Source organism: Burkholderia sp. MSMB0856, from assembly GCF_001524645.2.
In the GTDB taxonomy this organism is placed as follows: Bacteria; Pseudomonadota; Gammaproteobacteria; order Burkholderiales; family Burkholderiaceae; genus Burkholderia; species Burkholderia diffusa.
Map to the genome: position 1 here is coordinate 1,471,996 of NZ_CP013427.1, position 26,478 is coordinate 1,498,473.

Here is a 26,478-nt window from a genome sequence, read left to right on the forward strand (position 1 = left end):
CGGCCATGCCGCGCGGCGAACCGAAGGATGCACGATGAACCGACGTGATTTTCTGACGCTGACGGGCGCCGCGGCCGCGGCGGGCGTGTCGTTGTGGCAGCCGCCCGCGCAGGCGGCGACATCGATCGCCGCGGCGGGGCGGCAGCCGGCGGCCGGCTATGCGAACGTGCTGATCCTCGTCGAGCTGAAGGGCGGCAACGACGGCCTCAACACCGTGGTGCCGTATGCCGATCCGCTCTACTACCAGTTTCGCCGAAGCATCGGCATCAAGCGAGACCAGGTGCTGCAGCTCGATGCGCATACGGGGCTGCACCCGTCGCTCGCGCCGTTGATGCCGCTGTGGCGCGACGGGCAGGTCGCGGTCGTGCAGGGTGTCGGCTATCCGCAGCCGAACCTGTCGCATTTCCGCTCGATCGAGATCTGGGATACCGCGTCCCGCTCCGACCAGTACCTGCACGAAGGCTGGCTCACGCGCACGTTCGCGCAGGCGCCGGTGCCGCCCGGCTTCGCGGCCGACGGCGTCGTGCTCGGCAGCGCGGAGATGGGGCCGCTCGCGAACGGCGCGCGCGCGATCGCGCTCGTCAATCCGGCGCAGTTCATCCGTGCGGCGCGGTTGGCCGAACCGTCGTCGCTGCGCGAGCGGAACCCGGCGCTCGCGCACATCATCGACGTCGAGAACGACATCGTGAAGGCGGCCGACCGGCTGCGCCCGCGCGGCGGCATGCGCGAGTTCAGGACCGCCTTTCCGGCCGGTACGTTCGGTACGTCGGTGAAGACCGCGATGCAGGTGCTCGCGGCATGCGAGGCGTCGGGGCCCGGCGCGCAGGACGGCGTCGCGGTGTTGCGGCTCACGCTCAACGGTTTCGATACGCACCAGAACCAGCCGGGGCAGCAGGCTGCGCTGCTCAAGCAGTTCGCGGAAGGGATGAGTGCGATGCGCGGCGCGTTGATCGAACTCGGGCGCTGGAACCAGACGCTCGTGATGACGTATGCGGAATTCGGGCGGCGCGTGCGCGAGAATCAGAGCAACGGCACCGATCACGGCACCGCCGCGCCGCATTTCGTGATGGGCGGGCGCGTGGCGGGCGGGTTGTACGGCGCGGCGCCGGCACTCGGGCATCTCGACGGCAACGGCAACCTGCCGGTCGCGGTCGATTTCCGCCAGCTGTATGCGACCGTGCTCGGGCCGTGGTGGGGGCTCGATGCGACGCACGTGCTGCAGCAGCGCTTCGATACGCTGCCGCTGCTGAAGGTGTGATGCCGGGGAGGGTGACGGCGCGGGTCAGCGGCGGCGCGCGGCGCGCCACGCGATCCACAGCTTGCGGATCGGTGTCAGGGCGATGCGCTGGTGCAGCACCTGGTAGCCATCGCGCTCGATTTCGTCGAGCAGCGCGCCGGCCAGTGCAATCTGCGCGCGCAGCGTGCGTTGCGCGCGGCGCTCGGATGCGGGGACCGCTGCGTCGGCGGCGGCCAGCGCTTCGCGTGCGCGGCCCGTCTGAAACTGCAGCAGCTCGGTGAAAGCCGGGCTGTAGCGGCGGTTCAGCAGGTCGGCAGCGGTCACGTTGTAGCGTTGCAGTTCGTCGATCGGCAGATAGATGCGGCCGTGCCGCGCGTCGTTGCCGAGTTCCTGCACGAATTGCGCGAGCATCAGCGCGCGGCCGGCATCCGCGGCCCACGGTTGCGGGTCGGCCGGATTCGCGGCACTTGCGCGCGCGACCAGCGACGCGAAGGTGCCGCCCACCTGCGCGATGTAGCGCTGCAGGTTCGCGAAATCCAGGTAACGCGCCTGTTCGAGATCCATCCCGTAACCGTTGACGAGTGTGCGCAGCGCGTCGGATTCGGCCCGGATCGCCGGGTGGTGTTGCGCGAGCGCCTTCGTGACCGGATGCGACGGTTCGCCGGCGGCGAGCGCCGCGAGTTCCTTGTGCCACCACGCGAGCTTCGTGTGTCCGACGGTCGGATCGCTGGTTTCCTTGACGGTTTCCTCGAGTTCGCGGCGCAGCGCGAACAGGGCCGTCAGCCGCGGTTCGGCGGCGAGCGGCGCCTGGCGCAGCGCGTAGTAGACGCTGGAGCCTGCGGGGGCGGCCTTTTGCTGACAGTAGTCGTCGAAGTTCACGGGTGGGATCGTGGCGGAGGCGGGTTCGGGGACGCGCGCCGGCGCATGGCCGGCACGTCGAGCGCGGCATTCTAGCACCGCTCTTCGACGGGCGCCGGTGGGGCGAGACAATGCTGCACAGATCAGGTAGAATCTCGCGCTCGCCTGATCGGGTGTGCCGGTTTTCGGTTCGGCATGAAGTCCCGGGCGCGTGGAGAACGCATCTTGCGTGCCACGCGATGAGGCGACAGAAATCCGCGTGAGTGGCGAAATTGGTAGACGCACCAGGTTTAGGTCCTGACGCCCGCAAGGGTGTGCCGGTTCGAGTCCGGCCTCACGCACCACGAAGTTGAACGTGCCCCGCCAAGGGCCGTTCCCGAGAAAGCGCTGCCGGTTGGCTGACCGGCAGCGCTTTTTTGTTGGTGTGGTTCCGCGGGGGAGTGCGCACGCTTTCGCAGGCACGGAAAACCGGCTGCGCATATCATCATGAACAGCGCCATTCATTCACGTGGGTTGTTCGACCGGGGACCATCGATGACCAACCTCGCACGCATGCTGATTTCCCTTCTTCCTCTGACGCTGGCAATACCGGCGTATGCCGCCACGCCTGCCGACAACGTCGCATGGAGCGCACGGCCCGTGCAGGCGATCGCGCCGTCACCGGGGTGCATGGCCTACTCGGGGCGGCCCATCTCGAGCGGTGAGCCCACGACGACGGAAGCCATGCTGAAATCGCTCGGCACGGTGCTGGTGGGTTCCGCGCTGAGCGCCATCCACGGCTATCAGGGGCCGGTCCCGAATCCGTGCGCACGCGCGGGCCTGTGAACGGTTCCAGGCCGAACGGGGAGGCTTGCTGCTCGCCGCAGATACCTGTACTGGACCTGAAAAAGAAGCGCCGCGCGTCCACCGACCGCGGCGCTTCGTCGTTTCGAGCGTGCCTAGTCCCAGAAACTCCGCACCGCGACCGCCACGATCACCGGCACCGAGAACACCAGCGGAATCGCGAAATACTGCGCTTCGCGATCGACGATCCAGCTATAGATCAACCACGCCGCGCCGATTGCGAACGTGACGAGCCCGACCAGCACGGCGGCGATATTCAGTGCGAGCTTCGAAGGCTGGCGGCGCGCTTTGTCGTTGGTGTCGGGGTCGCGCGGAGACGATTTCATCTGAAGAGGGGGCCGGGCCTGGCAGGTGTAAAGGCACAGGAAACCCCATCCGCACCGATCGCGCAAGGGCCGGCCCCGCATCGTTGGTGAGCGCGCGTTACAAGCCGAACGACACGGCCAGTTCGTCGAGCAGTTCGCGCTGGAACGCGACGAACCGCTCGCCCGGCTGCTGCGCGATCGCGAGATCCAGCATCGGATCGGCGACATCGGTTCGGATACCGGCCAGTTCCTCGACGATCGCGAGTCCGCAGAACGGCACGTACGCTTCCGAATAGCCGCCCTCGTGGACGATCACGAGCCGCCCGCCGCAATGGCGTTGCGCCGCCTCCTTTACCGCGCGCGTCATGTACCGGTAACTGTCCGTATGCAATTGCATGCGCGCGAGCGGATCGACCGCGTTCGCATCGAGGCCGCTCGCGACGACGATCAGTTCCGGCCGGAACCGCTCCAGCGCCGGCAGCACGATCCGCTCGAACGCATGGCGATACGCGTCGTCGCCGCTGCCCGCGAGCAACGGCACGTTCAGGTTCGCGCCGATGCCCGCGCCTGTGCCGCGCTCGTCACCGCCGCTGTAGCCGGGCGGAAAGCAGCGGTCCTGATGCAGCGAGATCGTCAGCGTGTCCGGATCGTCGTAGTAGATCGACTGCGTGCCGTTGCCGTGATGCACGTCCCAGTCGATCACCGCGACGCGGTCGATGCGATGCTTCGCGCGTGCGGCCTCGATCGCGATCGGGATGTTCGCGAGCAGGCAGAAGCCCATCGGGCGATCGCGCAGGCAGTGATGGCCGGGCGGCCGCGACAGCGAAAACGCGTTCGCCGCGCGCTCGGCGACGACGGCGTCGACCGCCGCGATCGCGAGACCCGCGGACAGCGCGGCGATCTCGTAGCTACCCTTGCCGAACGGCGCGAGATCGCCGAGGTCGCCCCCGTTCGCATCGCTGAGCGCGCGGAACGCATCGAGATAGCTCGCCGGGTGGATGCGCAGCAGATCGCCGGTGGTGGCCGGCGCGGCACCGCGCATGTCGAGGTGGTTGGCCAGGCCCGACGCCTGCACGAGCGACAGGAGGCGGCGCTTCGAATCGGGCGATTCCGCGTAGCCGGTGCTCGACGGCGGCTGGACCCAGCCGCCGACCGGGAAGAACAGCGCGTGCGTGCCGCCGGTGTGCCAGAAGGTGCGTTCGTCGGTGAAGAAGGCAGTGCGATTCATGGATCGGTTGACCTGTCACGGTTGGGAAGAAACGGAAGTGATGGAAGACCGCGCGCGCCGATCGATATGGCGCAGCGCGGCAAACGACGCGATCGCGACGGCCGTCGCGGCCGCGAACAGCGTGTGCATCGTGCCGCCGGCATCGAGCAACAGCCCGGCGAGGAGCGGGCCGGCCGCGAGGCCCGCGCCGATCACGAAATTGAGCGTCGCGACGAGCCGCCCGGACGTGTCGATCTGCGCGACGGTCGCGAGAATGAACGGCAGTACGAACGTCCACGCAAACTTGAACGCGAAGATCGCGGCGCCGTAGCCGCTCGCATGCGGCAGCGCGGAGAGTGCGACGAGCGACGCCGCGAGCAGCGCGTAACCGGCGGCCAGCATCGTGCGCCGCGCAAGCCGGCCGCCCGCGCACGATGCGAGCGCCGCGCCGGCTATCCCCATCACGCTCGCGATCGCGAGCACGTTGCCGGTCGATTGCGGGTCGAGTCCGGCTTCCGCCGCCGCGCGGCTCGCGAACGTCCACACGCTGCCGATCGCGAGATAGAAGCTCAGTACCGCGCCGATCGCGAGCGCGACGAAGAGCCGTGGTGCATCCGTCGCGGCGCCGCGCGCGGCCCGGGCCGACGCGGTCCGCGCACCGAGCGTCGCCGGAAAGCCGCGTGACAACGGCGCGGCAACCAGCGCGAGCGCGGCGAGCGCGACGTACAGCGCGCGCAGCCCGAACGCGGCGAACACGTGCGGCAGCACAAACAGGCCTACCGCACCGGCGACCAACTGGCCGACGACCCACAGCCCGTACACGCGATCGCTGTTCTCGCTCGTGGCCGCGCTGGTCATGCAGAGCACCATCAACGAGCCGCCGCCGAGCGCGGTGACGGCTCGCAGCGCGAGCAGCGGGCCAAAGCCGGGCATCCACAACGCGGTCAGGAGATTGCCCGCGCCGAACAGCGCGATCGCGCACGCGGCGACGCGGCGCGCATCGACGCGGCCGAGCCACAGGTACGACGGCACGGTCGCGAGGCTGAACGCGCCGAGTTCGACGAAGAAGTAGGTGCCGATCTGCGACGCGGACAGCCCGAGCTGCGTCGCCAGTTGACCGGCGACGGCCGGCGCGACGAGCAGCAGCAGCGGCGTGATGGCCGCGAACACGACGAGCGCGACGAGCGTCGAGCGCGCGAAAGGCGCCGCGCGGCCGTCGGACGGCGGCGCGGCATCGGAGCAAAGGGTTTTCATGGCGGGATCTCGCTGGACGGAATCAGAACAGGTGATACATGCCGACCATCGCGCCGAACTGCGATGCGCCGGCGAGCGGTGTCGGGTCGTATTCGTAGACGGTCTGCGAACTCTGGCCGCTGTTGCGCGCATAACCGAGGTTCATGTAGGCGACGGTGCGTTTGGACAGCGCGTAGGTGGTGCTGGCGATGAAGAGCGTCGGGTGACCGATCGTCGGCGTGTGCGAATCGGTGTGGTAGACGCCCGCGTTCAGCCCGATTCCGCCCAACGTCAGATAACGGGCGCCGCCCCAGACGATCGTGCGCGCCGCTTCGAGGTCGCCGGTCAGGCGTTCGACGCCCGCGTAGACGGTGAGCGGCAGCGTCGCGAACGCGTAACGCGCGGCGAGCGTGCCGAGTTCGCGGCGGCGCGCGGACGCGTCCTCTGCGGCCGACGCGTCGCCGTGCGCCTGATGCAGCACCGCGCTGACCGACAGTCCGTTGCTGGCGTACTGACCGCCGAGCTCGAGCACGCGCCCGGCGCGCGTGTTGCCCGCGACGCCGGCGGTCGCGGCGAGGGCCTCGACATCGAAGCCGGCGAACGTCGGAGACTGGTACTTGATCGAGTGGTCGATGAAGTTCGCGTTCATCGGCACGAGCACGCCCTGGCCGCTGTACGACGCGTACCACAGCGGGTCGTAGAACAGCGTCTTGTCGAACAGCACGCTGAACTGCCGGCCGAGCGCCACGGTGCCGACGGGCCCCGCGATGCCGACATACGCGCCGCGGAAAAACGCGTAGCCCGGCACGGTCGAGGTGCCGTCGTTGATGTTGAGGCCTTGTTCGAGCTTGAACAGCGCGCGCCAGCCGCCGCCAAGATCCTCGGTGCCCTTCAGCCCGACCTGCGACGGCAGGATGCCGTAGTTCTGCAACTGCACGGCCGCGTGCCGTCTGTCGGCATGCGTCAGGTACTGCACGCCGGCGTCGAGCGCGCCGTACAGCGTGAGAGTCGATTGCGCGTGCGCGGCAAGGCTGCACGCAGCGAGCGCCGCGGTGGCCGTGGCCGTGCTGATGAAGCGGGGTGTCATCACGTTGGGATCTCCATTCCGTCCTGCATCGCTTGTCGTTGGTGTTGTCGCGACGCAGTGTCGGCAGCGGGAAAACCGCTGAACAGTCGTGCAGATGAACGGTGAGGAAAACCCGCGGTGCACGGGGTAGACGGACCGCGACACCGCAGCGCGGCGTGCTGCGCAGCAGCAACGGGCGGCGCACCGTTCAAATGGATGGGGTTGCCGCGTGTTCTGGCGGCTGGGCCCGCCAAAAATGCCGGTCGCTATAATCGGCCGGTCTGCATTGCGCGCATCAGCGGCCCGATCGGGCAGGGGAGCGGAAGGTGAGGATCACCACGGATATCAGGCAGGATCCCGATGCGCTGCGCGATGTGCCGGCCGCGATCGTGCTCGACGAATCCGCATGGCCGCCGCTGCCGTCGCGCCGCGCGGATTTCGACGGCGTGACGCGCGGCGACGCGGCGCGACGCGAACTCGGCCTGATGCTGCTCGACCTGTACGCGCTCGCCGCGCAGTCGAGCATCGGCGAATTCGAGTGTCGCTTCTTTTCGCTGCTGCAGGGGCTCATCCCGTTCGACGCCGCATGGACCGGCGTCGCGACGCACGTGCCGACCGGCCCGGTGATGCACAACAGTTTCCTTTACCGTCTTCCGCACGCGTTCTTCGGCGACTGGAAACGCGTGCGCGACTGCGATCCGCTCGCGCAGCGCACGCTGCTCGGCGCGTATGGTCGCGCGGTGCGCTTGTCGGTTGTCGAACCCGGGTTCGACGCGCGGTTTCGCGACTGGTGCGTGAAGTACGGGCTGGCGCAACTGATGTGCGTGTGTACGCTCGATCGCCGCTTCGGGCTGACGACGTTCATGTCGATCTACCGCCAGGGCCTGAACCGTCCGTTCAGCGACGACGATGCGAGCCGCTTTGAGGAAGTGATTCCGCATCTGGCGGCCGCGCTGACGATCAACCGTGCGGCACAGCTCACGCGCGAGCGTGCCGATGCGGTGGTGCCGGCGGCGCGCGCGCTGTGCGACAACTTCGGCGTGCTGCATCACGCTGACCACGGCTTCGACGACGTGCTGCGGACTGAATGGCCGGCGTGGACGGGCCCGCGCGTGCCGGAGCCGCTGGTCGCGCATGTGCGGCGCCAGTCGGGCCAGCCGTACATCGGCGACGCGCTGCGCATCCAGTGCGTGCCCGTCGCGGGACTGTTCCAGATCGAGGCGCGGCCGCGCTCGCTGCTCGATCGGCTGAGCCCGCGCGAGCTGGCGGCGATCCGCTATTACGGTGCCGGCCGTTCGCACAAGGAGGTCGCGCAGCAGATGGCGATTTCGCCGACGACCGTGCGTCACTATCTGCGCTGCGCGTACCGCAAGCTCGGCATGCACGACAAGAGCCAGATCGCCGGCGTGCTCGGCGCGACGGGCGGCTCGGCCGACGACGAGCCTGTGGAGGCGGGCATCGCACCGCGCTGAATCGCTCATGCGACACGGCGACGAAGATGCTTGCGTGAATGGTTGTATCCGCAACCATCTGGCGCTATGCTCGTCAGCTCCCGGTAGACGGATTTCCATCATGAACGATACGAATTCAGGGGCGGTGCGCGCGGCGGTGGTCGGTGTCGGCGCGATCGGCGGGTTGCTCGCGGCCGCGCTGTCGCGGGCCGGCATGACGGTGAGCGCATTCGCGCGCGGCGCGACGCTCGATGCCCTGAACGCGCACGGCGTGCGCGTGATCGACGAAGCGGGCGCCGAGTCGTCGGTCCCGGTGCGTGCGAGCGACGACGCGGCCGCGCTCGGCGTGCAGGACTACGTGGTGATCGCGCTCAAAGCGCAGGCATTGCCGGCGCTGGCCGCGCGCATCGCGCCGCTGGTCGGGCCCGGCACGGTGATCGTCGCCGCGATGAACGGGCTGCCGTGGTGGTTCACGCACGGGTTCGCGGGCCCGCTCGACGGCGTGCCGCTCGATGCGGTCGATCCGGCGGGGGCGGTCTCGGCGGCGCTGCCGCCCGCGCAGGCGATTGGCTGCGTTGTGCACCTCTCGTCGAGCACCGACGCGCCCGGTATCGTGCGCCGCGGTCGCGGCAACCGTCTGATCATTGGCTCGCCCGATCCGCGGCTCGATGCGTCGACCGCGCGATTCGCGGCGGCGCTCGTCGCGGGCGGCTTCGACGTCGAGTCGACCGCGGCGATCCGCACCGAAATCTGGGCAAAGCTGTGGGGCAACATGAACATGAACCCGTTGAGCGCGCTGACGGGTTCGACCGCCTCGCAACTGCTTGACGATCCGTTCACGCACGACCTCGCGTTGCGGATGATGGAGGAGGCGGCCGCGATCGGCGCGAAGCTCGGTCTCGATACGGGAATGAGCGGGCCGGAGCGGATTGCCGTGACGCGCAAGCTCGGTGCGTTCAGGACATCGATGCTGCAGGACTTCGAGGCCGGGCGAGCGCTGGAAATCGGACCGATCCTCGGCGTGTTTCCGGAACTGGGACGCAAGCTCGACGTGCCGACGCCGTATTGCGACGCGGTGCTGGGATTGCTGCGTCAGCGTGCGGCAAACAGCGGGCTATAACGGAGGCGAATGGCCGCGCCGATGGCCGGCACGAGAAGAAGGATGAAGAAGTGCCGGGCAGTCGTCCGGTAGCCATGGCAAGGGAAGCCGGGCACGCTGCCCTTGGGCTTGCCCTTGCGCGACTCGGGTGGTCCGAAGGCACCCGTATTGCGATTCAGTCGTCGCGTTCGACCGCGTTCGCGACGACCTTGTCGAGCAGTCGCTCGAACGTCTGGCGCTCGCTGTCGGACAGGCAAGCGAGCAGGCCGTCATTCCACTTGCGCACGATCGGCATGATCTTGCGATGCAGCGCGCGGCCGTCGGCGGTCAGCGCGATCAGCACGATCCGGCCGTCTTCCTCGCTCGCGCTGCGCTGGAGCAGCCCCTGGCGCAGCAGCGCTTCCGCCGCGCGGCTCGCCTGGCTCTTGTCGAGGTTGGTGTGGCGAGCGAGATCCATGATCGAAAACGGACCGAAGGCGCCGACGGCGGCGATCACCCGCGCCTCGGGCAGCGAGATGTCCAGCTTGTGCCGGTACACGTCGGCGATCCCGCGGTCGGATCGCTTCGTGAGCGCATGGAGGCGATAGGTCAGAAACTGATCGAGCCCGGCTTGGCGGCCTTTCATGTCGAATCCTGAAGAAAAAGGGCGGGCCCGATTGTTCCTGTATCGCGCGCTCGGGTCAACGGTCAGTGTGCGCCGTACTTCAGCCGTGTCAACTGTTCGGCTTCGTTCGCGAGCAGGTTCGCCGCGTCGCGGATTGCGACGTCGAGCGTAATCGGGCCGGGCGCGGGCGAGAAGCAGCCGGAAAAGTGTTCGGACAGGCGCGGCAGCGCGGCCGGGTCGACCGCGCCCGACAGCAGCGACGCGGGCACGCCCGCGACCCGCGCATGACGGCAGGCGATGAACGGTGCCTTGCCGTGCAGCGTCTGCACGTCGGAGCGGCCTTCGCCGGTGATCAGCCAGTCGGCGCCGGCGAGCGCGGCATCGAGCCCGATCTGCCGCGCGACGACTTCCGCACCGGCTTCGAATTGTGCGCCCAGCATGTGGAGCGCGAATCCGAGGCCGCCCGCGGCGCCGGCGCCTGGCAGCTCACGGCCTCGCCGGTCGAGCGCGGCCTCGAGCAGGTCGGCGAAACGGCCGAGCGCGGCGTCGAGGGTCGCAACCTGCTCGGGCGTCACGCCCTTTTGCGGACCGAACACCGCGGTCGCGCCGTGCGCGCCCGTCAGTGGGTTGTCGACGTCGGACATGCCGATGAATTCAGTTTCCTTCAGGCGCGGATCGAGCCCCGACGCGTCGATCCGCGCGATATCGGCGAGCCGCGCCGGGACGGGTTCGACCGGCTGGCCGGCCGCGTCGAAGCATTGCAGGCCGAGGCCCGCGAGCAAACCGGCGCCCGCGTCGTTGGTGCTGCTGCCGCCGAGCGCGACGAAGAAGCGGCGCACACCCTCGTCGAGCAGCGTGCGGATCGCTTCGCCCATGCCGCGCGTGCTGCGCGCGTCGACGGGCACGCTCATGCCGACCGCGTCGGTGATCCCGACGATCTCGGCCGTCTCGACGATCGCGGTGCGCGCGTCGATCACGCCGACCGCCGCGTCGCGTGCCGCGAGCGATGCGCCGGCCACCCGCACCGTGCGCCGCGTGCCGCCGCTCGCCAGCATCGCGTCGAGCGTGCCTTCGCCGCCGTCGGCCATCGGGCAGCAGCGCACGACCGCGTCGGGACGGGCACGGCGGATGCCGGTGGCGATCGCGTCCGCGACCTGCTCGGCGGAAAGCGAGCCTTTGAACGAATCGGGCGCGATGACGACGACAGGCGCGGACGGGTGTTGCGGCATGGTGTCTCCGGAAGGCGTGATTGGTGTGAAGAATGGCGGCCGCGATCGCGGCGCATCCTCATTCGGAGCTTACAGGATGGCGGGCCCGCGGTGGATACGCCGTTCGGCATAGCGGCGATCCGCGCGCATTGCCGTGCGCGGGAGCGGGCGGCATGGCCGGTCGGCATCGTTGTCGTACCGATCTGGCGGTACGAGGAAAATTGTTTGCTAGAATAGTCGATTCTTCCGGCCAAAGCCGTGCTCCGAGCCGCTTGCGCTAGCCATCCGGCGCGTGCAGGGATGGCGTGGCGCTCCGGCGCGGCGTGTGCATGCGATGCACCTCACGCCGCAGGCAGGCACGGCAAGGAAAACCCGATTCGCTCGAATAATTTTAGGACGATTGAAGCCATGGCTAACGTTGTTGAGAACCTCGGCAAGCTTGAACGCCGCGTGACGATTTCCCTGCCGAAGGACACCGTGCAGAAGGAAATCGACGCCCGTATCCAGAAACTCGCGAAGAACGTTCGCATGCCGGGTTTCCGCCCGGGCAAGGTACCGCTCAAGATGGTCGCCCAGCAGTACTCGGGTCAGGTCGAGGCGGAAGTGCTGAGCGACAAGATCGGCCAGGAATTCTTCACGATCAGCCGCGCGGAAAACCTGCGCGTCGCCGGCCAGCCGAGCTTCGAGCCGAAGCAGGAGCAGGCTGAGGACGCATACGCGTTCGACGCGACGTTCGAGGTTTACCCGGAAGTGAAGATCGGCGATCTGGCGACGGCTGAAGTCGAGCGCTCGACGACGTCGATCGGCGACGCCGAAATCGACCGCACGCTGGAAATCCTGCGCAAGCAGCGCGTGCACTACCACGCTCGCGGCGAAGCCGGCGAGCATGGCGACGGCGGCGCGGACACCGCAGCGAAGAACGGCGACCGCGTGACGGTCGACTTCGTGGGCAAGATCGACGACGTCGCGTTCCAGGGCGGCACGGCCGAAGACTTCCCGTTCGTGCTCGGCGAAGGCCGCATGCTGCCGGAATTCGAAACGGCGGCGCTGGGCCTGAAGGCTGGCGAACAGCGTACGTTCGACCTGAAGTTCCCTGACGATTACCACGGCAAGGACGTGGCGGGCAAGACGGCGCAATTCACGGTCACGATGAAGAAGATCGAGTGGCCGCACATGCCGGAAATCGACGGCGAATTCGCGAAGTCGCTCGGCATCGAAGACGGCGACCTGACGAAGATGCGCGCCGAAATCAAGGAAAACCTCGAGCGCGAAGCGAAGCGTCGCACGCAAGCCATCGTCAAGAACCAGGTGATGGACGCGCTGCTGAAGATTTCCGAACTCGACGTGCCGAAGGCGCTGATCGAGCAGGACCAGCAACGTCTCGTCGAAATGGCTCGCCAGGATCTGGCGCAGCGCGGCGTGCCGAACGCGAAGGACGCACCGATCCCGGCCGAGATGTTCGCCGAGCAGGCAGAGCGTCGCGTGAAGCTGGGCCTCGTGCTGGCCGAGCTCGTGAAGTCGAATAGCCTCGAAGCGAAGCCGGAGCAGATCCGCGCGGAAGTCGACGAGTTCGCGAAGAGCTACGAAGACCCGAAGGAAGTGGTCCGCTGGTATTATTCGAACCAGCAGCGCCTCGCCGAGATGGAAGCGTTCGTCGTTGAAAGCAACGTCGTCGACTTCGTGCTGGGCAAGGCAAAGGTGACGGACAAGGAAGTGAGCTTCGAGGCACTCGCGAGCGCATCGGCGCAAGCGTAAGTGTCGCTCTAGCGGCGTGCCGGCTGTCGGAGCGACGGCCCGCACGCCGTTTTTACGTCAAGCGCACGGTTGCCATTAATATGGCGATTGAGCGGGCGGCTTCCCTCCGTTCAATTTTCCATTCGAACAAGGTTCATTGAATGATCACTCGCGCTGAATTGCTGGACATGCTTGCTTCGAACGCGCCGCAGGGTTTCGAGGCGCAAGCGCTGGGGCTGGTGCCGATCGTCGTCGAAACGAGCGGCCGCGGCGAGCGTTCGTACGATATCTATTCGCGTCTCCTGAAGGAGCGCCTGGTGTTCATGGTCGGTGAAGTGAACGACCAGACCGCCAACCTCGTGGTCGCGCAACTGCTGTTCCTCGAGAGCGAGAATCCTGACAAGGACATCAGCCTCTACATCAACAGCCCGGGCGGCTCGGTGTCGGCCGGCATGGCGATCTACGACACGATGCAGTTCATCAAGCCAGACGTGTCGACCCTCTGCATGGGCCTCGCGGCCAGCATGGGCGCGTTCCTGCTCGCGTCGGGCGCGAAGGGCAAGCGTTTCGCGCTGCCGAACTCGCGCGTGATGATTCACCAGCCGCTCGGCGGCGCGCGCGGCCAGGCGTCCGATATCGAGATCCAGGCGCGAGAAATCCTCTACCTGAAGGAACGGCTGAACAACCTGCTCGCGCAGCATACGGGTCAGGACGTCGAGCGCATCGCCCGCGACACCGACCGTGATAACTTCATGTCGAGCGAAGATGCGAAGGCGTACGGGCTGATCGATCAGGTGCTGCTGAAGCGCCCGTGAGCTTAAGTGGGGTGCCGCCCCGATTCGTGCGGTGCCCCTGCAACGTCCCGAGTGCTCTGAGCATCTGCGGCAAGCGCATCCAGCCGGCTCCGGTCGCGCCCTAGGCGCGGCGTCCGGAGCATTCGGCGTATCATGTCATTTACCTGTCCGGAGGCTCTACATTCATGGCGGACAAAAAAGGTTCGAACAGCGAGAAGCTGTTGTATTGCTCGTTTTGCGGGAAGAGCCAGCATGAGGTGAAGAAACTCATCGCGGGCCCGTCGGTATTCATCTGCGATGAGTGCATCGACCTCTGCAACGAGATCATTCGTGACGAGGCGGCTGCCGCCGGCGTCGAGGCCAGCCTGTCCCGGTCGGATCTGCCGAGCCCGCAGGAAATTCGCGACATCCTCGATCAGTACGTGATCGGCCAGGAGCGCGCGAAGAAGATCCTCGCCGTGGCCGTGTACAACCACTACAAGCGCCTCAAGCACCTCGACAAGAAGGACGACGTCGAGCTGTCGAAGAGCAACATCCTGCTGATCGGCCCGACGGGCTCCGGCAAGACGCTGCTCGCGCAGACGCTCGCGCGGTTGCTGAACGTGCCGTTCGTGATCGCCGATGCGACGACGCTGACCGAAGCCGGCTACGTCGGCGAGGACGTCGAGAACATCATCCAGAAGCTGTTGCAGAACTGCAACTACGAGGTCGACAAGGCCCAGCGCGGGATCGTCTACATCGACGAAATCGACAAGATCAGCCGCAAGTCGGACAACCCGTCGATCACGCGCGACGTGTCGGGCGAGGGCGTCCAGCAGGCACTGCTGAAGCTCGTCGAGGGCACGATGGCGTCGGTGCCGCCGCAGGGCGGCCGCAAGCACCCGAACCAGGATTTCATTCAGGTCGACACGACCAACATCCTGTTCATCTGCGGCGGTGCGTTCGACGGTCTCGAGAAGGTGATCACCGATCGTACCGAAAAGACGGGCATCGGCTTCGGCGCGACGGTCAAGAGCAAGCAGGAACGCGATGCGGGCGAAGTGCTGCGCGAAACGGAACCGGAAGATCTGATCAAATTCGGTCTGATCCCCGAATTGATTGGCCGTCTGCCGGTGGTCGCGACGCTCGGCAAGCTCGATGAAGCCGCGCTGATGAAGATTCTCGTCGAGCCGAAGAACGCGCTCGTCAAGCAGTATCACAAGCTGTTCGCGATGGAGCGCGTCGAGCTGGAAATCCGGCCGGGCGCGCTGCAGGCAGTCGCCCGCAAGGCGATCCGCCGCAAGACCGGCGCGCGCGGTTTGCGTTCGATCATCGAACAGGCATTGCTCGACGTGATGTACGAGCTGCCGGCGATGAAAGGGGTCAGCAAGGTCATCATCGACGAGAACGTCATCGATGGCGACGGCAAACCCCTGCTGATCTATGAGGACACGCCGAAGGTGGCGGGTTCGAACTGACCGGCTTGCCGACGATGTTCTGCGAAAAAGGCCGTTCATGAGTCCGTGGGCGGCTTTTTTTCGTTTATCTTGTGGGTAACTCTGACTCGACACGCGGTGGTTACTTTCTTACCGAATATTTCCCGCACTTGAAGGCTTGCAATTCGTTGTGGCGGCCTCAATTACCGAACAATTGATTCCACTCATGGGGAAATGAAATGTCAGGCACCCAACTTCTCCCGCCGGAACGCATCACGCTCCCGCTGCTGCCGCTGCGGGATGTCGTCGTTTTCCCGCACATGGTGATTCCGCTCTTCGTGGGCCGGCCGAAATCGATCAAGGCCCTCGAAGCAGCGATGGAAGGCGGCAAGCACATCATGCTCGTCGCCCAGAAAACCGCGGCCAAGGACGAACCGACCGAAAAGGACATGTACGAGGTCGGTTGTATCGCCAACATCCTGCAGATGCTGAAGCTGCCGGACGGCACCGTGAAGGTGCTCGTCGAGGGCCTGCAGCGTGCGAAGGCGTTGTCGATCGAAGAGCAGGAGACGCAGTTCTCCTGTGAAGTAATGCCGCTCGAGCCCGATCATGCCGACAGCGCGGAAACGGAAGCGCTGCGCCGTGCGATCGTGTCGCAGTTCGACCAGTACGTGAAGCTGAACAAGAAGATCCCGCCGGAGATTCTCACGTCGCTGTCGGGCATCGATGAAGCCGGTCGCCTTGCGGACATGATCGCCGAGCGTCTGCCGCTGAAGCTCGATCAGAAGCAGCACATCCTCGAGATGTTCCCGGTCATCGAGCGCCTCGAGCACCTGCTCGCGCAGCTCGAAGCCGAGATCGACATCCTGCAGGTCGAAAAGCGCATCCGCGGGCGCGTGAAGCGCCAGATGGAAAAGAGCCAGCGCGAGTACTACCTGAACGAACAGGTCAAGGCGATCCAGAAGGAACTGGGCGAAGGCGAAGAGGGTGCGGACCTCGAGGAACTCGAGAAGCGCATCAACGCCGCGCGCATGCCGAAGGAAGCGAAGAAGAAGGCCGATGCCGAGCTCAAGAAGCTGAAGCTGATGTCGCCGATGTCGGCGGAAGCGACCGTCGTGCGCAACTACATCGACACGCTGATCGGCCTGCCGTGGCGCAAGAAGAGCAAGGTCAACAACGACCTGTCGAACGCCGAGCAGGTGCTCGACGAGGATCACTTCGGCCTCGAGAAGGTGAAGGAGCGTATCCTCGAGTACCTCGCGGTGCAACAGCGCGTGGACAAGGTGAAGGCGCCGATCCTGTGCCTCGTCGGGCCCCCGGGCGTCGGCAAGACCTCGCTCGGCCAGTCGATCGCTCGTGCGACGAACCGCAAGTTCGTCCGGATGGCGCTTGGCGGCGTGCGTGACGAAGCCGAGATCCGCGGTCACCGCCGCACGTACATCGGCTCGATGCCGGGCAAGATCCTGCAAAGCCTGGCGAAGGTCGGCGTGCGCAATCCGCTCTTCCTGCTCGACGAAGTCGACAAGATGGGCATGGATTTCCGCGGCGATCCGTCGTCGGCGCTGCTCGAAGTGCTCGATCCGGAACAGAACCACACGTTCGCCGACCACTACATCGAAGTCGACTTCGACCTGTCGGACGTGATGTTCGTCGCGACGTCGAACTCGCTGAACATCCCGCCGCCGCTGCTCGACCGGATGGAAGTGATTCGTCTGTCGGGTTACACGGAAGACGAGAAGGTCAGCATCGCGCAGCGCTACCTGCTGCCGAAGCAGAAGAAGAACAACGGTCTGAAGGACGGCGAGATCGAGGTCACCGAGCAGGCGATCCGCGACATCATCCGCTACTACACGCGCGAAGCCGGTGTGCGTTCGCTCGAGCGGGAAGTGTCGAAGATCTGCCGCAAGGTCGTGAAGATGCTGTTGCTGAAGAAGGCATCGGGCGCGATCAAGGTCGATGGCGAGAACCTCGATACGTTCCTCGGCGTGCGCAAGTACGACTTCGGCCTCGCGGCGAAGGAAAACCAGGTCGGTCAGGTGACGGGCCTCGCGTGGACGGAAGTCGGCGGCGACCTGCTGACGATCGAAGCCGCGGTGATGCCGGGCAAGGGCAACGTGATCCGCACGGGTTCGCTCGGCGACGTGATGAAGGAGTCGGTCGAGGCCGCGCGTTCAGTCGTGCGCTCGCGTTCGCGCCGTCTGGGTATCAAGGACGAGGCGTTCGAGAAGCAGGACATCCACATCCACGTGCCGGAAGGCGCGACGCCGAAGGACGGTCCGTCCGCCGGCGGTGCGATGACGACCGCGCTGGTGTCGGTGCTGACGGGGATCCCCGTGCGTGCCGATGTCGCGATGACGGGCGAGATCACGCTGCGTGGCGAAGTGCTGCCGATCGGCGGGCTGAAGGAAAAGCTGCTGGCTGCGCATCGCGGCGGCATCAAGCTCGTGCTGATCCCGGAAGAGAACGTGAAGGATCTCGCGGACATTCCGGACAACGTGAAGAACGCGATCGAGATCGTGCCGGTCCGCTGGATCGACAAGGTGCTCGAGCTCGCGCTCGAACGTACGCCGACCCCGCTGCCGCCGGAAGAAGAGGCGAAGGCTGCGGCACCGGTCGGCGAGGCGGCGAAGGATGCCGGCTCGACGGAAGTCGTCAAGCACTGAAAACCTGAACGCCGTCTCTGACGGTTGTTCACGAAACCCGCGGCATGTCCGCGGGTTTTTTTATGTGCTTCGACATCGCGGGTTGAGCGGCGCGTTAAAATTTTTCGCGCGCGGGCTTGGCAAAATGATCGGGGATGAATTAAACTTGCGGGCTCGCTGGTTGTTGATGCCGAAACGCAGATCGCAGCCAGAACGAATCGGAAACGGGTGCTTAGCTCAGCTGGTAGAGCGGCGCCCTTACAAGGCGTAGGTCGGGGGTTCGAACCCCTCAGCACCCACCAGTTTCCTGATTCAGCCAGACCAAGGAGCGGTAGTTCAGTCGGTTAGAATACCGGCCTGTCACGCCGGGGGTCGCGGGTTCGAGTCCCGTCCGCTCCGCCAGAAAATGAGAAAGCCCGCCTTGTGCGGGCTTTTTCATTTGCGTCGTCGGTTGCGCCCGTTCGTTGCGCACCTGCTTTTCTCCCGTGCCATCCCGTATGTTGTAATATCGGACGTTTTGTCCAATTTTCCCGTCACGCATGCTCGATTTCTTCCGTAATCACCAGCGCCTGATGATGGCGCTCCTGCTCCTGATCGTGTTGCCGGGGCTGGGTTTCGTCGGGATCCAAGGTTTCCGCGGCTTCTTCGACGACAGCGCGAACGTCGCGGCGATCAACGGGCACAAGATCACGCGGGTCGAATTCGACGGCGCGTTCCGCCAGCAGATCGACCAGGCGCGCCAGGCGCTCGGCGGGCAGTTCGACATCAAGGCATTCGACACGCCCGAACATCGCAAGCAAGTGCTCGACGGCCTGATCCAGCAACGCGTGCTGGCCGACGAGACGCAGCGCCTGCACCTGACCGCATCCGACAATGCGGTGCGCGACGCGCTGATGAGCGACCCGATGATCGCGTCGCTGAAGAAACCCGACGGTACGATCGACGTCCAGCGCTACGCGCAACTGTTGTCGTTCCAGGGGATGACGCCCGAGCAGTACCAGGAACGCGTGCGCTACAGCCTCGCGCTGCAGCAGATTCCGGCGAGCATCGTGGCGAGCGCATTTACGCCGAAGGGGCCGGCGCAACGGCTGTCGGAACTGGCTGCGCAGCAGCGAGAAGTGCAGGCGCTCGTGCTGAAGACGAGCGACTACGCGCCGAAGGTGCAGCCGACCGACGCACAGCTCACCGCATACTACGACGCGCACAAGCAGGGCTTCGCGACGCCGGAAACCGCGACGATCCAGTATCTCGTCTATTCGCCGGCAGCTGCCGCCGCGAGCGCGCAGCCGACCGATGCCGACATCAAGAAGTTCTACGACGACAACCCGACGCACTTCCGCTCGGAAGCGCAGGTGCGCGTGAGCCACATCTTCATCGCCGCGGCGAGCGACGCAAGTGCAGCCGACAAGGCGGCCGCGAAGGCGAAGGCCGAGCAGCTGCTGGCCGACGTGAAGGCGCATCCGGACCAGTTCGCGCAGATCGCGCAGAAGAGCTCGCAGGACGCACCGTCGGCGGCGAAGGGCGGCGATCTGGGCTTCATCACGCGTGGCTCGACGGCGGGCGGCAAGGCGTTCGACGATGCCGCGTTCGCGCTGAAGCAGGGCGACGTGAGCGGTATCGTGCAATCGGATCTCGGGTTCCACATCCTGAAGGCGACGGAAGTGAAGCCGTCGGTGGTCAAGCCGTTCGCGGACGTGAAGGACCAGATCGCAGTCGACCTGAAGCAGCAATACGCGGCGAAGGCGTTCTCGGACAACGCGGAAGGCTTTACGTCGACCGTCTATGAAAAGGCGAAGACGCTGCAGCCGGCCGCTGACAAGTACAAGCTGACGATCCAGACGGCCACCGTCACGCCGACGCCGAATCCGCAACTGCCGCCGACGAGCCCGCTGAACAATCCGAAGTTCCTCGCTGCGGTGTTTGCGAACGACTCGGTGAAGAGCCAGAACAACACGCAGGCGATCGACGTGGGCAACAACACGCTGATCTCGGCGCGCGTGACCGACTACAAGCCGGCGGCCGTGCCGGCACTCGATACGATCAAGGACGTGGTGCGTCAGAAGGTCATCGCCGAGCAGGCCGCGGAACTCGCGAAGAAGGACGGCGCGGCGAAGCTGGCCGAGCTGCAGAAGTCGAAGTCGGTCGATGGCTTCACGGCCGCGCAGAAGGTGTCGCGCACGCAGTCGCAGGGCTTGACGCCGGCGGCGCTGAGCGCCGTCTACAAGGTCGATGCGAAGACGCTGCCGGCATACGTCGGTGTCGATCTCGGCGCGGACGGCTACGCGATCTATCGCGTGAACGCGGTGATCCCGGGCACGGCCGTCGATCCGCAGCAGCTCGCGGCCGCGCAGCAGCAGATGGCGCAGGTCGAAGCGCAAAGCGAAGGCGAGGCGTATCTCGCCGCGCTGCGTGACCGCTCGAAGGTGAAGCTGTACGGCACCACGCAGAGCCAGTCGCAGGATGGCGGCAACTAAGTCACAGCCAAGCGACAACCAAGCGAAGCGCCGTTCCCGGTTTCGCGTGCAGCAACACAAAGCCCCGCTCGAAGCGGGGCTTTTTGCTTTCCGGCGATGGCGCGCCGCGAGGTCAGCCGCGCGGCTTGCCGAGCAGCGGCTTCAGCGCCGGCCAGACGTTGTCAAGCAGGATGCCCTGTGCCTGCTGCGCGGGATGCATCTGGTCCGACTGGAACATCTCCGGCTTGTTCTCGATGCCGGCCAGCAGGAACGGCACGAGCGGTACGCCGAGTTCCTTCGACAGACGCGTGTAGACCGCATGGAATTTCTGCGTGTAATCGGGCCCGTAGTTGGGCGGCACATACATGCCGACCAACACGACCTTCGCGCGCGCTTGCCGCGCATCGGCGATGATGTCGCGCAGGTTCTGTTCGGTCGTCGCGAGCGGCACGCCCCGCAGCGCGTCGTTCGAGCCGAGTTCGACGACGACGATCGACGGCTTGAGCCGTTGCAGCACCGCAGGCAGTCGCGCGCGGCCGCCGCTCGTGGTGTCGCCGCTGACGCTTGCGTTCGCGACGCTATAATCGATTCGCTCGGTCGCGAGCCGTTGCCGCAGCAACGCAACCCAGCCGGTGTCGCGTGGCAACCCGTATTCGGCCGACAGGCTGTCGCCGAGCACGACGAGCGCGGGCTGGCCCGATGTCGAGGCCGCCGCCGTCGCGGCGCGTGCGGGCACGTTTGCTGCAAGCAGGGTACCCAGCAGCGCGGCGAACGCCGCGCGTCTTTTCCAGCGGAATGTCGTGTCCATGTTCAAGATTACCGATCCGATCATCGAAGTCCATGACGTGTGCAAGCGGGTCGCCGACGCAACGGGCGAGCTGACGATCCTCGACGGCATCACGTTCGCCGTGCGGCCCGGCAGCAGCCTCGCGATCGTCGGCGCATCGGGGTCGGGCAAATCGACGCTGCTCGGCCTGCTTGCGGGATTGGACAGCGCGACGAGCGGCACGGTTCGCCTGCTCGGCCGCGCGCTCGACCAGCTCGACGAGGACGAGCGCGCCGCGCTGCGCAACGGCGCGGTCGGATTCGTGTTCCAGTCGTTTCAGTTGATGCCGCACCTGACGGCACTCGAGAACGTGATGCTTCCGCTCGAGCTGCAAGGCGGCATCAACGCGCGCGACGCCGCCGATCGGGCACGCGCGTTGCTCGTGCAGGTCGGTCTCGGCGAGCGCACCGCGCATTATCCGAAGCTGCTGTCGGGTGGCGAGCAACAGCGCGTCGCGCTTGCGCGCGCGTTCGTCACGCATCCCGCAATCCTGTTCGCCGACGAACCGACCGGCAGCCTCGATGCAGCCACCGGCCACGCCGTCATCGACCTGATGTTCAAACTGAACCGCACGCACGGCGCGACGCTCGTGCTCGTCACGCACGATGCCGAACTTGCGCGGCGCTGCGCGACGACGATCACCATCGACGCCGGCCGCATCGTCGCGCCGCACGCGGCATAGCGCGAGACCGAATTTCTTGCCGGCCGCGCAGGGTGGCTCACCCGGTGCGGCCGGCGTGCGTTCGACGCTGTCGCGTCAGCGCTTGAGTGCCGCACGCGCGCGCTCGATCAGCGCGGTCGTCGACGAATCGTGCTTCGCGGGATCGACCGCTTCGGCCGACAGGTCGGCTTCGACGACCTTGCCGAGAATCTTGCCGAGCTCGACGCCCCACTGGTCGAACGGATTGATGTCCCATACCGTTGCCTGCACCAGCACCTTGTGCTCGTAGAGCGCGATCAGCGCGCCAAGCGTGCGCGGCGTCAGCGCATCCACCAGCAGCGTCGTCGTCGGGCGGTTGCCGGGGAAGGTCAGGTGCGGCGCAAGCGCTTCCTTGCCGGGGCCGGCGACCTTGCGCGCTTCGTCGAGCGTGCGGCCGAGCATCAGCGCTTCACTCTGCGCGAAGCAGTTCGCGAGCAGCTTCGGATGATGGCTCGCGAGCGGATGCTCGGGTGTCAGCACCGCGATAAAGTCGATCGGCACGATCGTCGGGCCCTGGTGCAGCATCTGGAAAAACGCGTGCTGGCCGTTGGTGCCCGGCTCGCCCCACGTGACGGCCGACGTCGGGTAGTCGACGAACGTGCCGTCCAGGCGTGCGGACTTGCCGTTGCTTTCCATCTCGAGCTGCTGCAGGTACGACGGCAGGTAGTGCAGCGCTTCCGAATACGGCGCGACGAGATAGCTCTGCGAGCCGAAGAAGTTGCGGTACCAAATGCCGATCAGGCCGAGCAGCACCGGCAGGTTGCGCTCGAGCGGCGCTTCGCGGAAATGGCGGTCCATGTCGTTCGCGCCGACGAGGAGTTCGTCGAACTGCTCGGGCCCGATCGCGATCATGATCGACAGGCCGACCGCCGACCACAGCGAATAGCGGCCGCCGACCCAATCCCACATTTCGAACACGTTGTCGGCGGAGATGCCGAACTTCACGACTTCGGCCGGGTTCGCCGACACGCCGACGAAGTGCTTCGCCAGCGCATCTTCCGGGCAGCCGCGCGCGACGAACCAGTCGCGCAGCGAGCGTGCGTTCGTCATCGTCTCGAGCGTCGTGAAGGTCTTCGACACGATGATCGCGAGCGTTTCCTCCGGGTCGACCTGTTCGAGCACGCGCGCGAGATCGGCGCCGTCGACGTTCGACACGAAGTGGGTCGAAATGTCGGGCGTCGCGACATGGTGCAGCGCATGCGTGACCATCTTCGGTCCGAGATCCGAGCCGCCGATGCCGATGTTGATCACGTGGCGGATGCGCTTGCCGGTGTAGCCGGTCCACGCGCCGCTGCGCACGGCGCGTGCGAAGGTCGCCATCTTCGCGCGCTCGGCGCTGACCTGCGCATGGAACGGCGCGTGCGGGTCGGTCGCGCGCAATGCCGTGTGCAGCGCGGCGCGGCCTTCGGTCGGGTTGACGATCTCGCCGGCGAACATCGCGTCGCGGCGCGCCTCGACGCCCGCTTCGCGGGCCAGCTGCACGAGCAGGCGCAGCGTGTCGTCGTTGATGCGGTTCTTCGAGAAGTCGGCCGCAAGGCCCCCGCCGGGGATCGTGAAGCGTTCGGCGCGGGTCGGCGCGCGGTCGTTTTCCGGCGCGAACCAGTCGCGCAGCCGCGCGTGGCGGATTTGTTCGAAGTGGGATTGAAGGGCAGTCCAGGCGGGGAGCGAATTCAGCGTCATGGCGGTTCGAGTGAAGCGTGAATCGGGAGGAATGCCGCGCCGGCGCATCGGGATCGGAACGCCGGCGGACGAGCGGGCCCGCCGTGCGGCGGGGCACCCAGTATAGCGGCGTTATATGTCGGCGCGCGCCGACGGGTAAAAAAGGCGATTGATCAGCGTGCGCACCATCGGCGCGAGTTCGCCCGCGGTGAGGCCGGCCGGCCCCGTGCCGTTCGCGGTCAGCGTGTCGGCCGCGAGGCCGTGCAGGTATACGCCCGCAAGCGCGGCTTCGTACGGCGCGACGCGCTGCGCGAGCAACGCGCCGATCAGGCCGCCGAGCACGTCGCCGGTGCCGCCGGTGGCGAGCGCCGCATTGCCGGTCGGATTGATCGTGAGGCGGCCGTCGGGCGCCGCAATCACCGTGCCCGAACCCTTCAGCACGACGATGCTCGCGTAGCGCGCGGCCAGCGTCTGCGCCGCGGCCAGCCGGTCGTGCTGCACCGTCGCGGTATCGCTGCCGAGCAGCCGCGCTGCCTCGAGCGGATGCGGTGTCAGCACGCACGCGTTGCCCCGGGCGCCGCGGGCGGCGACGGCGGCGGCGAGGTCGGCGTGCGTCGCGACGAGGTTCAGCGCGTCGGCGTCGAGCAGCGTCGTGGCGTCGTGCGCGAGCACGTCGCGCACGAGGGCGACCGCGGCCTCGCGCGCGCCGAGGCCGCAGCCTGCCGCGATCGCGGACATCGCATCGAGCTCGAGGCTGTCCGCGGGATGCAGCATCAGTTCGGGAAACGGCGGGTCGTACGGCGGCGCGCCGGCGCCGAGGAAGCCGACATGCACCTTGCCGGCGCCGGCGAACAGCGCGGCACGCGCGGCGAGGATCGGCGCGCCGCACATGCCGGTGTCGCCGCCGAGCACCGCCAGGCTGCCGAACGTGCCCTTGTGCGAAGCGAACGCGCGGGCGGGCAGCGCGGCGGCAAACTGTGCTGGTGCATTCAGCACGACGGCCGGCGCGGCGGGCGGTGCGACGTCGAGCGACGCGATGTCGATCTCGCCGGCGAGGTCGCGGCCGTCGCCGGTATAAAGCCCCGGCTTCGCGCCGATGAAGGTGAGCGTGTGCGTCGCGGTGACGGCCACGCCCGCGCCGACGATCCGGCCCGTGTCGCTGTCGAGCCCGCTCGGTACGTCGAGCGCGAGCACGCGGCCGCCGCTTCGGGCATGTGCGGCGATGCGCGCGGCCTGGGCGGCGAACGGTCCGTCGAGTGCGCGCGCGAGGCCGATGCCGAACAACCCGTCGACGACCCACGCGTAATCGTCGAGCGAGGCGGGCGGTTCGGTCGACAGCGGCACGCCGGCCGCGCGCGCGAGGCCGAGCGCCCATTGCGCATCGTCGGGCTTGACCGGCACCGGCATCCAGGCCTGCGTCGCGACGCCGAGCTGCTGCAGTTGTGCGGCGGCTACCAGCGCGTCGCCGCCGTTGTTGCCGGGGCCGACCGCGAACCAGACCGGGCGGTCGTCTCCGGCCACCCGTTCGGACAGCCAGCGCGCGGCGGCGGCGCCCGCGCGGCCCATCAGCGTGTGCGGCGGCAGTTCGGCGGTCGCGGCGGCCTCGGCCGCGCGCAGGTCGGCGACGCGCAGCAGCGCGAGCGGGGCGGAGTCGGGAAGCGGGCGGGGATTCGTCATCGCGGGGTCATGGCGGCGGGAGGAGGCCGCGCCGGGACGGGCCCGTGGCGGTCAGGTCGTGAAGCGCGCGGGACTCAGCGCGGCGAGCGTGTCGGCGGGCCACTGCTGCGTGTCGCCGCTCAGACAGTCTGTCACCACTTTAGCAGACCCGCACGCGAGGCCCCAACCGGCCGGGCCATGCCCGAAATTGACGAACACGCGCGGATGCGGGGTCGGACCGACGACCGGCAGGCCGTCCGGCGACAGCAGCTGCGTGCCTTGCCACGACAGCGCGGCGGAAATCTTCGCGGCGCCCGGCACCCAGTCGTGGACGGCCTGGCCGAGCAGCGCGAGCGCGGCCTCGGACAGCGGCTCGGGGAGCGGCTTCGCGGTGTCGGCGAGGCTCTGCAGCACGGCGCCGCCGCCGATGCGCAGCCGCTGGTGGGTGCGCGTGATCGAAATCCGCTTGATCGAATCGACGACGCTCAGGTGCGGCGCATGTTCTTCGTACGCGACCGGGGCGGTCAGCGTATGCGTGCGCACCGGATGCAGCGGCAGCCGCCAGCCGAGCCGCTCCAGCAGCGGCAGGCTGCCGGCGCCCGCGGCGACCACGATCGCGTCGGCCGACATCACGTCGACCTCGTGCGCCTTCGTCGCGTGCCGGCCGCCGGCCGGCGCGAGCTCGACCGCGGCCCGGCCGGTGTCGACGCGGATCGCGGCGACGTCCGCGCCGAAGCGGAACTGCACGCCGTGCTCGTCGAGCGTCTGCTTGATCAGTTTCGCGAACAGCGGGCAATTTCCGGTGCGCTCGCTCTCGAGCAGCACGCCGCCGGCAAAGCCGGGCTCGGCCGGCACCGAAGGCTCGAGCGCCGCGCATTCGTCGGCCGTGAGCACCCGGTACGGTTGGTCGAGCGCACGCAGCAGGTCGAGTGCCGGTTGCAGCGCTTCCCAGTCGCGCGGGTCGCGCACGACGTGCAGGATCCCGGGTTTCTGCTCGAATTCGATCTGGAGGCGCGCCTCGATGTCGGCGAGCGACTCGCGCGACGCGTCGATCAGCGGGCGCAGCCGCGCATACTGCGCGGCGAATGCGTCAGGCTCGCGCAGCGCGGCGAGCTGCTTGACGAAGCGGCGCACGCCGCCGTTGAAGCCCGGCTTGTAGACGATGCCGGCGTCACGCGGCTGGCGCTGGCGCATGAAGGTCGGCCCGAACCAGACGTCGAGCGGGCTCGGCAGCAGCGTGCCGCCGTCGCCGTAGGTCGCGCCCTGCGCGACGGTCGCGTGGCGTTCGACCACGCACACACGATGGCCGGCCGCGCGCAGCTGGTAGGCGGTGGCGACGCCGCTGATTCCGCCGCCGATGACGATGACATCCATGGATTGCTTCGATGACGGGCGGCATGCATGCCGCCCGGTGAGGATTCGCTGACGGGCTCCCGGCCCGGTGAACCGGGAATGATAGCGCCAAAATCGCGCGAACCGGCGTCGCGC

At 67.3% G+C, this 26,478-nt stretch carries 21 protein-coding genes and 3 tRNA genes; 13 read left to right on the top strand and 11 right to left on the bottom strand.

Going from position 1 to position 26,478, the window contains the following annotated elements; genetic code table 11:
* The first annotated feature begins 34 nt into the window (after positions 1-34).
* The gene (locus WS87_RS08025; RefSeq protein ID WP_059693483.1) at positions 35-1,258 is read left to right on the top strand and encodes a DUF1501 domain-containing protein; all 1,224 of its coding nucleotides are present in this window, start codon (positions 35-37) and stop codon (positions 1,256-1,258) included.
* A gap of 24 nt (positions 1,259-1,282) precedes the next feature.
* Here WS87_RS08025 and hpnD read toward each other — a convergent pair whose 3' ends face one another.
* Positions 1,283-2,116: a presqualene diphosphate synthase HpnD gene (hpnD, locus tag WS87_RS08030; RefSeq protein WP_059817669.1), complete on the bottom strand. Its 834-nt coding sequence runs from the start codon at positions 2,114-2,116 to the stop codon at positions 1,283-1,285.
* A 236-nt stretch (positions 2,117-2,352) separates the two neighbouring features.
* Between hpnD and WS87_RS08035 the strand changes: the two genes are divergently transcribed.
* Both WS87_RS08035 and WS87_RS08040 read left to right on the top strand, forming a co-directional pair.
* Positions 2,353-2,439 (top strand) — tRNA-Leu (locus WS87_RS08035).
* Between the two features lie 142 nt (positions 2,440-2,581).
* The gene (locus tag WS87_RS08040; protein ID WP_236873216.1) at positions 2,582-2,920 is read left to right on the top strand and encodes a hypothetical protein; all 339 of its coding nucleotides are present in this window, start codon (positions 2,582-2,584) and stop codon (positions 2,918-2,920) included.
* A gap of 113 nt (positions 2,921-3,033) precedes the next feature.
* Here WS87_RS08040 and WS87_RS08045 read toward each other — a convergent pair whose 3' ends face one another.
* From WS87_RS08045 to WS87_RS08060, 4 genes are all read right to left on the bottom strand, one after another.
* Positions 3,034-3,264: a hypothetical protein gene (locus tag WS87_RS08045; RefSeq protein WP_059529650.1), complete on the bottom strand. Its 231-nt coding sequence runs from the start codon at positions 3,262-3,264 to the stop codon at positions 3,034-3,036.
* Between the two features lie 97 nt (positions 3,265-3,361).
* The gene (locus tag WS87_RS08050) at positions 3,362-4,471 is read right to left on the bottom strand and encodes a class II histone deacetylase (RefSeq protein ID WP_059817665.1); all 1,110 of its coding nucleotides are present in this window, start codon (positions 4,469-4,471) and stop codon (positions 3,362-3,364) included.
* Positions 4,472-4,486: 15 nt separating this feature from the next.
* The gene (locus tag WS87_RS08055; RefSeq protein ID WP_059817663.1) at positions 4,487-5,704 is read right to left on the bottom strand and encodes an MFS transporter; all 1,218 of its coding nucleotides are present in this window, start codon (positions 5,702-5,704) and stop codon (positions 4,487-4,489) included.
* A gap of 22 nt (positions 5,705-5,726) precedes the next feature.
* Positions 5,727-6,773: a porin gene (locus WS87_RS08060; RefSeq protein WP_059817660.1), complete on the bottom strand. Its 1,047-nt coding sequence runs from the start codon at positions 6,771-6,773 to the stop codon at positions 5,727-5,729.
* A gap of 302 nt (positions 6,774-7,075) precedes the next feature.
* Here WS87_RS08060 and WS87_RS08070 point away from each other — a divergent pair, with 302 nt between their 5' ends.
* On the top strand, positions 7,076-8,221 hold the full coding sequence (locus tag WS87_RS08070; RefSeq protein WP_059817658.1) for a helix-turn-helix transcriptional regulator: 1,146 nt from the start codon (positions 7,076-7,078) through the stop codon (positions 8,219-8,221).
* A gap of 100 nt (positions 8,222-8,321) precedes the next feature.
* A complete protein-coding gene (locus WS87_RS08075) occupies positions 8,322-9,320 on the top strand; it encodes a 2-dehydropantoate 2-reductase (protein ID WP_059817657.1) in 999 nt (332 codons plus the stop codon).
* A 154-nt stretch (positions 9,321-9,474) separates the two neighbouring features.
* Here the strand turns inward: WS87_RS08075 and WS87_RS08080 are convergent, their stop codons facing one another.
* A complete protein-coding gene (locus WS87_RS08080; protein ID WP_059693366.1) occupies positions 9,475-9,924 on the bottom strand; it encodes a MarR family winged helix-turn-helix transcriptional regulator in 450 nt (149 codons plus the stop codon).
* Positions 9,925-9,986: 62 nt separating this feature from the next.
* Complete coding sequence (locus WS87_RS08085; protein ID WP_059817655.1) at positions 9,987-11,132, bottom strand: glycerate kinase; 1,146 nt, start codon at positions 11,130-11,132, stop codon at positions 9,987-9,989.
* A 387-nt stretch (positions 11,133-11,519) separates the two neighbouring features.
* Between WS87_RS08085 and tig the strand changes: the two genes are divergently transcribed.
* From tig to WS87_RS08120, 7 genes are all read left to right on the top strand, one after another.
* Complete coding sequence (gene tig / locus WS87_RS08090) at positions 11,520-12,866, top strand: trigger factor (RefSeq protein ID WP_059817653.1); 1,347 nt, start codon at positions 11,520-11,522, stop codon at positions 12,864-12,866.
* A 140-nt stretch (positions 12,867-13,006) separates the two neighbouring features.
* Complete coding sequence (gene clpP, locus WS87_RS08095) at positions 13,007-13,660, top strand: ATP-dependent Clp endopeptidase proteolytic subunit ClpP (protein WP_006496351.1); 654 nt, start codon at positions 13,007-13,009, stop codon at positions 13,658-13,660.
* A 164-nt stretch (positions 13,661-13,824) separates the two neighbouring features.
* Positions 13,825-15,096: an ATP-dependent Clp protease ATP-binding subunit ClpX gene (gene clpX, locus WS87_RS08100; protein WP_006754177.1), complete on the top strand. Its 1,272-nt coding sequence runs from the start codon at positions 13,825-13,827 to the stop codon at positions 15,094-15,096.
* 197 nt (positions 15,097-15,293) lie between these two features.
* Positions 15,294-17,717, top strand: coding sequence for an endopeptidase La (gene lon, locus WS87_RS08105; RefSeq protein ID WP_044843675.1), 2,424 nt, complete (start codon positions 15,294-15,296; stop codon positions 17,715-17,717).
* A 205-nt stretch (positions 17,718-17,922) separates the two neighbouring features.
* Positions 17,923-17,998, top strand: a tRNA-Val gene (locus WS87_RS08110).
* A gap of 23 nt (positions 17,999-18,021) precedes the next feature.
* Positions 18,022-18,098, top strand: a tRNA-Asp gene (locus WS87_RS08115).
* A gap of 137 nt (positions 18,099-18,235) precedes the next feature.
* Entirely contained in the window at positions 18,236-20,170 is a 1,935-nt protein-coding gene (locus WS87_RS08120) for a SurA N-terminal domain-containing protein (RefSeq protein ID WP_059817651.1), read from the top strand.
* Between the two features lie 112 nt (positions 20,171-20,282).
* Here the strand turns inward: WS87_RS08120 and WS87_RS08125 are convergent, their stop codons facing one another.
* A complete protein-coding gene (locus WS87_RS08125; RefSeq protein WP_059693358.1) occupies positions 20,283-20,957 on the bottom strand; it encodes an arylesterase in 675 nt (224 codons plus the stop codon).
* Here WS87_RS08125 and WS87_RS08130 point away from each other — a divergent pair.
* Positions 20,956-21,657 carry an ABC transporter ATP-binding protein gene (locus WS87_RS08130; RefSeq protein WP_059529693.1) on the top strand — a complete coding sequence of 234 codons (702 nt, stop codon included), beginning with the start codon at positions 20,956-20,958 and terminating at the stop codon, positions 21,655-21,657. The genes WS87_RS08125 and WS87_RS08130 overlap by 2 nt on opposite strands.
* Positions 21,658-21,732: 75 nt before the next feature.
* Here the strand turns inward: WS87_RS08130 and pgi are convergent, their stop codons facing one another.
* From pgi to WS87_RS08145, 3 genes are all read right to left on the bottom strand, one after another.
* Positions 21,733-23,355, bottom strand: coding sequence for a glucose-6-phosphate isomerase (gene pgi, locus WS87_RS08135; protein WP_059817649.1), 1,623 nt, complete (start codon positions 23,353-23,355; stop codon positions 21,733-21,735).
* Positions 23,356-23,466: 111 nt separating this feature from the next.
* On the bottom strand, positions 23,467-25,011 hold the full coding sequence (locus tag WS87_RS08140; protein WP_059817647.1) for an NAD(P)H-hydrate dehydratase: 1,545 nt from the start codon (positions 25,009-25,011) through the stop codon (positions 23,467-23,469).
* Positions 25,012-25,062: 51 nt separating this feature from the next.
* On the bottom strand, positions 25,063-26,364 hold the full coding sequence (locus WS87_RS08145) for an FAD-dependent oxidoreductase (RefSeq protein WP_059817645.1): 1,302 nt from the start codon (positions 26,362-26,364) through the stop codon (positions 25,063-25,065).
* Between the last annotated feature and the right edge of the window lie 114 nt (positions 26,365-26,478).

Excerpts from the sequence above, each read along its gene's own strand:
- WS87_RS08080 (WP_059693366.1), bottom strand. The coding sequence starts at position 9,924 with ATGAAAGGCCGCCAAGCCGGGCTCGATCAGTTTCTGACCTATCGCCTC.
- WS87_RS08025 (WP_059693483.1), top strand. The coding sequence starts at position 35 with ATGAACCGACGTGATTTTCTGACGCTGACGGGCGCCGCGGCCGCGGCG.
- WS87_RS08140 (WP_059817647.1), bottom strand. The coding sequence starts at position 25,011 with ATGACGAATCCCCGCCCGCTTCCCGACTCCGCCCCGCTCGCGCTGCTG.
- WS87_RS08040 (WP_236873216.1), top strand. The coding sequence starts at position 2,582 with ATGAACAGCGCCATTCATTCACGTGGGTTGTTCGACCGGGGACCATCG.
- WS87_RS08045 (WP_059529650.1), bottom strand. The coding sequence starts at position 3,264 with ATGAAATCGTCTCCGCGCGACCCCGACACCAACGACAAAGCGCGCCGC.
- WS87_RS08125 (WP_059693358.1), bottom strand. The coding sequence starts at position 20,957 with ATGGACACGACATTCCGCTGGAAAAGACGCGCGGCGTTCGCCGCGCTG.
- tig (WP_059817653.1), top strand. The coding sequence starts at position 11,520 with ATGGCTAACGTTGTTGAGAACCTCGGCAAGCTTGAACGCCGCGTGACG.
- clpX (WP_006754177.1), top strand. The coding sequence starts at position 13,825 with ATGGCGGACAAAAAAGGTTCGAACAGCGAGAAGCTGTTGTATTGCTCG.
- WS87_RS08120 (WP_059817651.1), top strand. The coding sequence starts at position 18,236 with ATGCTCGATTTCTTCCGTAATCACCAGCGCCTGATGATGGCGCTCCTG.
- WS87_RS08085 (WP_059817655.1), bottom strand. The coding sequence starts at position 11,132 with ATGCCGCAACACCCGTCCGCGCCTGTCGTCGTCATCGCGCCCGATTCG.
- pgi (WP_059817649.1), bottom strand. The coding sequence starts at position 23,355 with ATGACGCTGAATTCGCTCCCCGCCTGGACTGCCCTTCAATCCCACTTC.
- WS87_RS08130 (WP_059529693.1), top strand. The coding sequence starts at position 20,956 with ATGTTCAAGATTACCGATCCGATCATCGAAGTCCATGACGTGTGCAAG.
- lon (WP_044843675.1), top strand. The coding sequence starts at position 15,294 with ATGTCAGGCACCCAACTTCTCCCGCCGGAACGCATCACGCTCCCGCTG.
- WS87_RS08145 (WP_059817645.1), bottom strand. The coding sequence starts at position 26,364 with ATGGATGTCATCGTCATCGGCGGCGGAATCAGCGGCGTCGCCACCGCC.
- WS87_RS08050 (WP_059817665.1), bottom strand. The coding sequence starts at position 4,471 with ATGAATCGCACTGCCTTCTTCACCGACGAACGCACCTTCTGGCACACC.
- WS87_RS08075 (WP_059817657.1), top strand. The coding sequence starts at position 8,322 with ATGAACGATACGAATTCAGGGGCGGTGCGCGCGGCGGTGGTCGGTGTC.
- clpP (WP_006496351.1), top strand. The coding sequence starts at position 13,007 with ATGATCACTCGCGCTGAATTGCTGGACATGCTTGCTTCGAACGCGCCG.
- WS87_RS08055 (WP_059817663.1), bottom strand. The coding sequence starts at position 5,704 with ATGAAAACCCTTTGCTCCGATGCCGCGCCGCCGTCCGACGGCCGCGCG.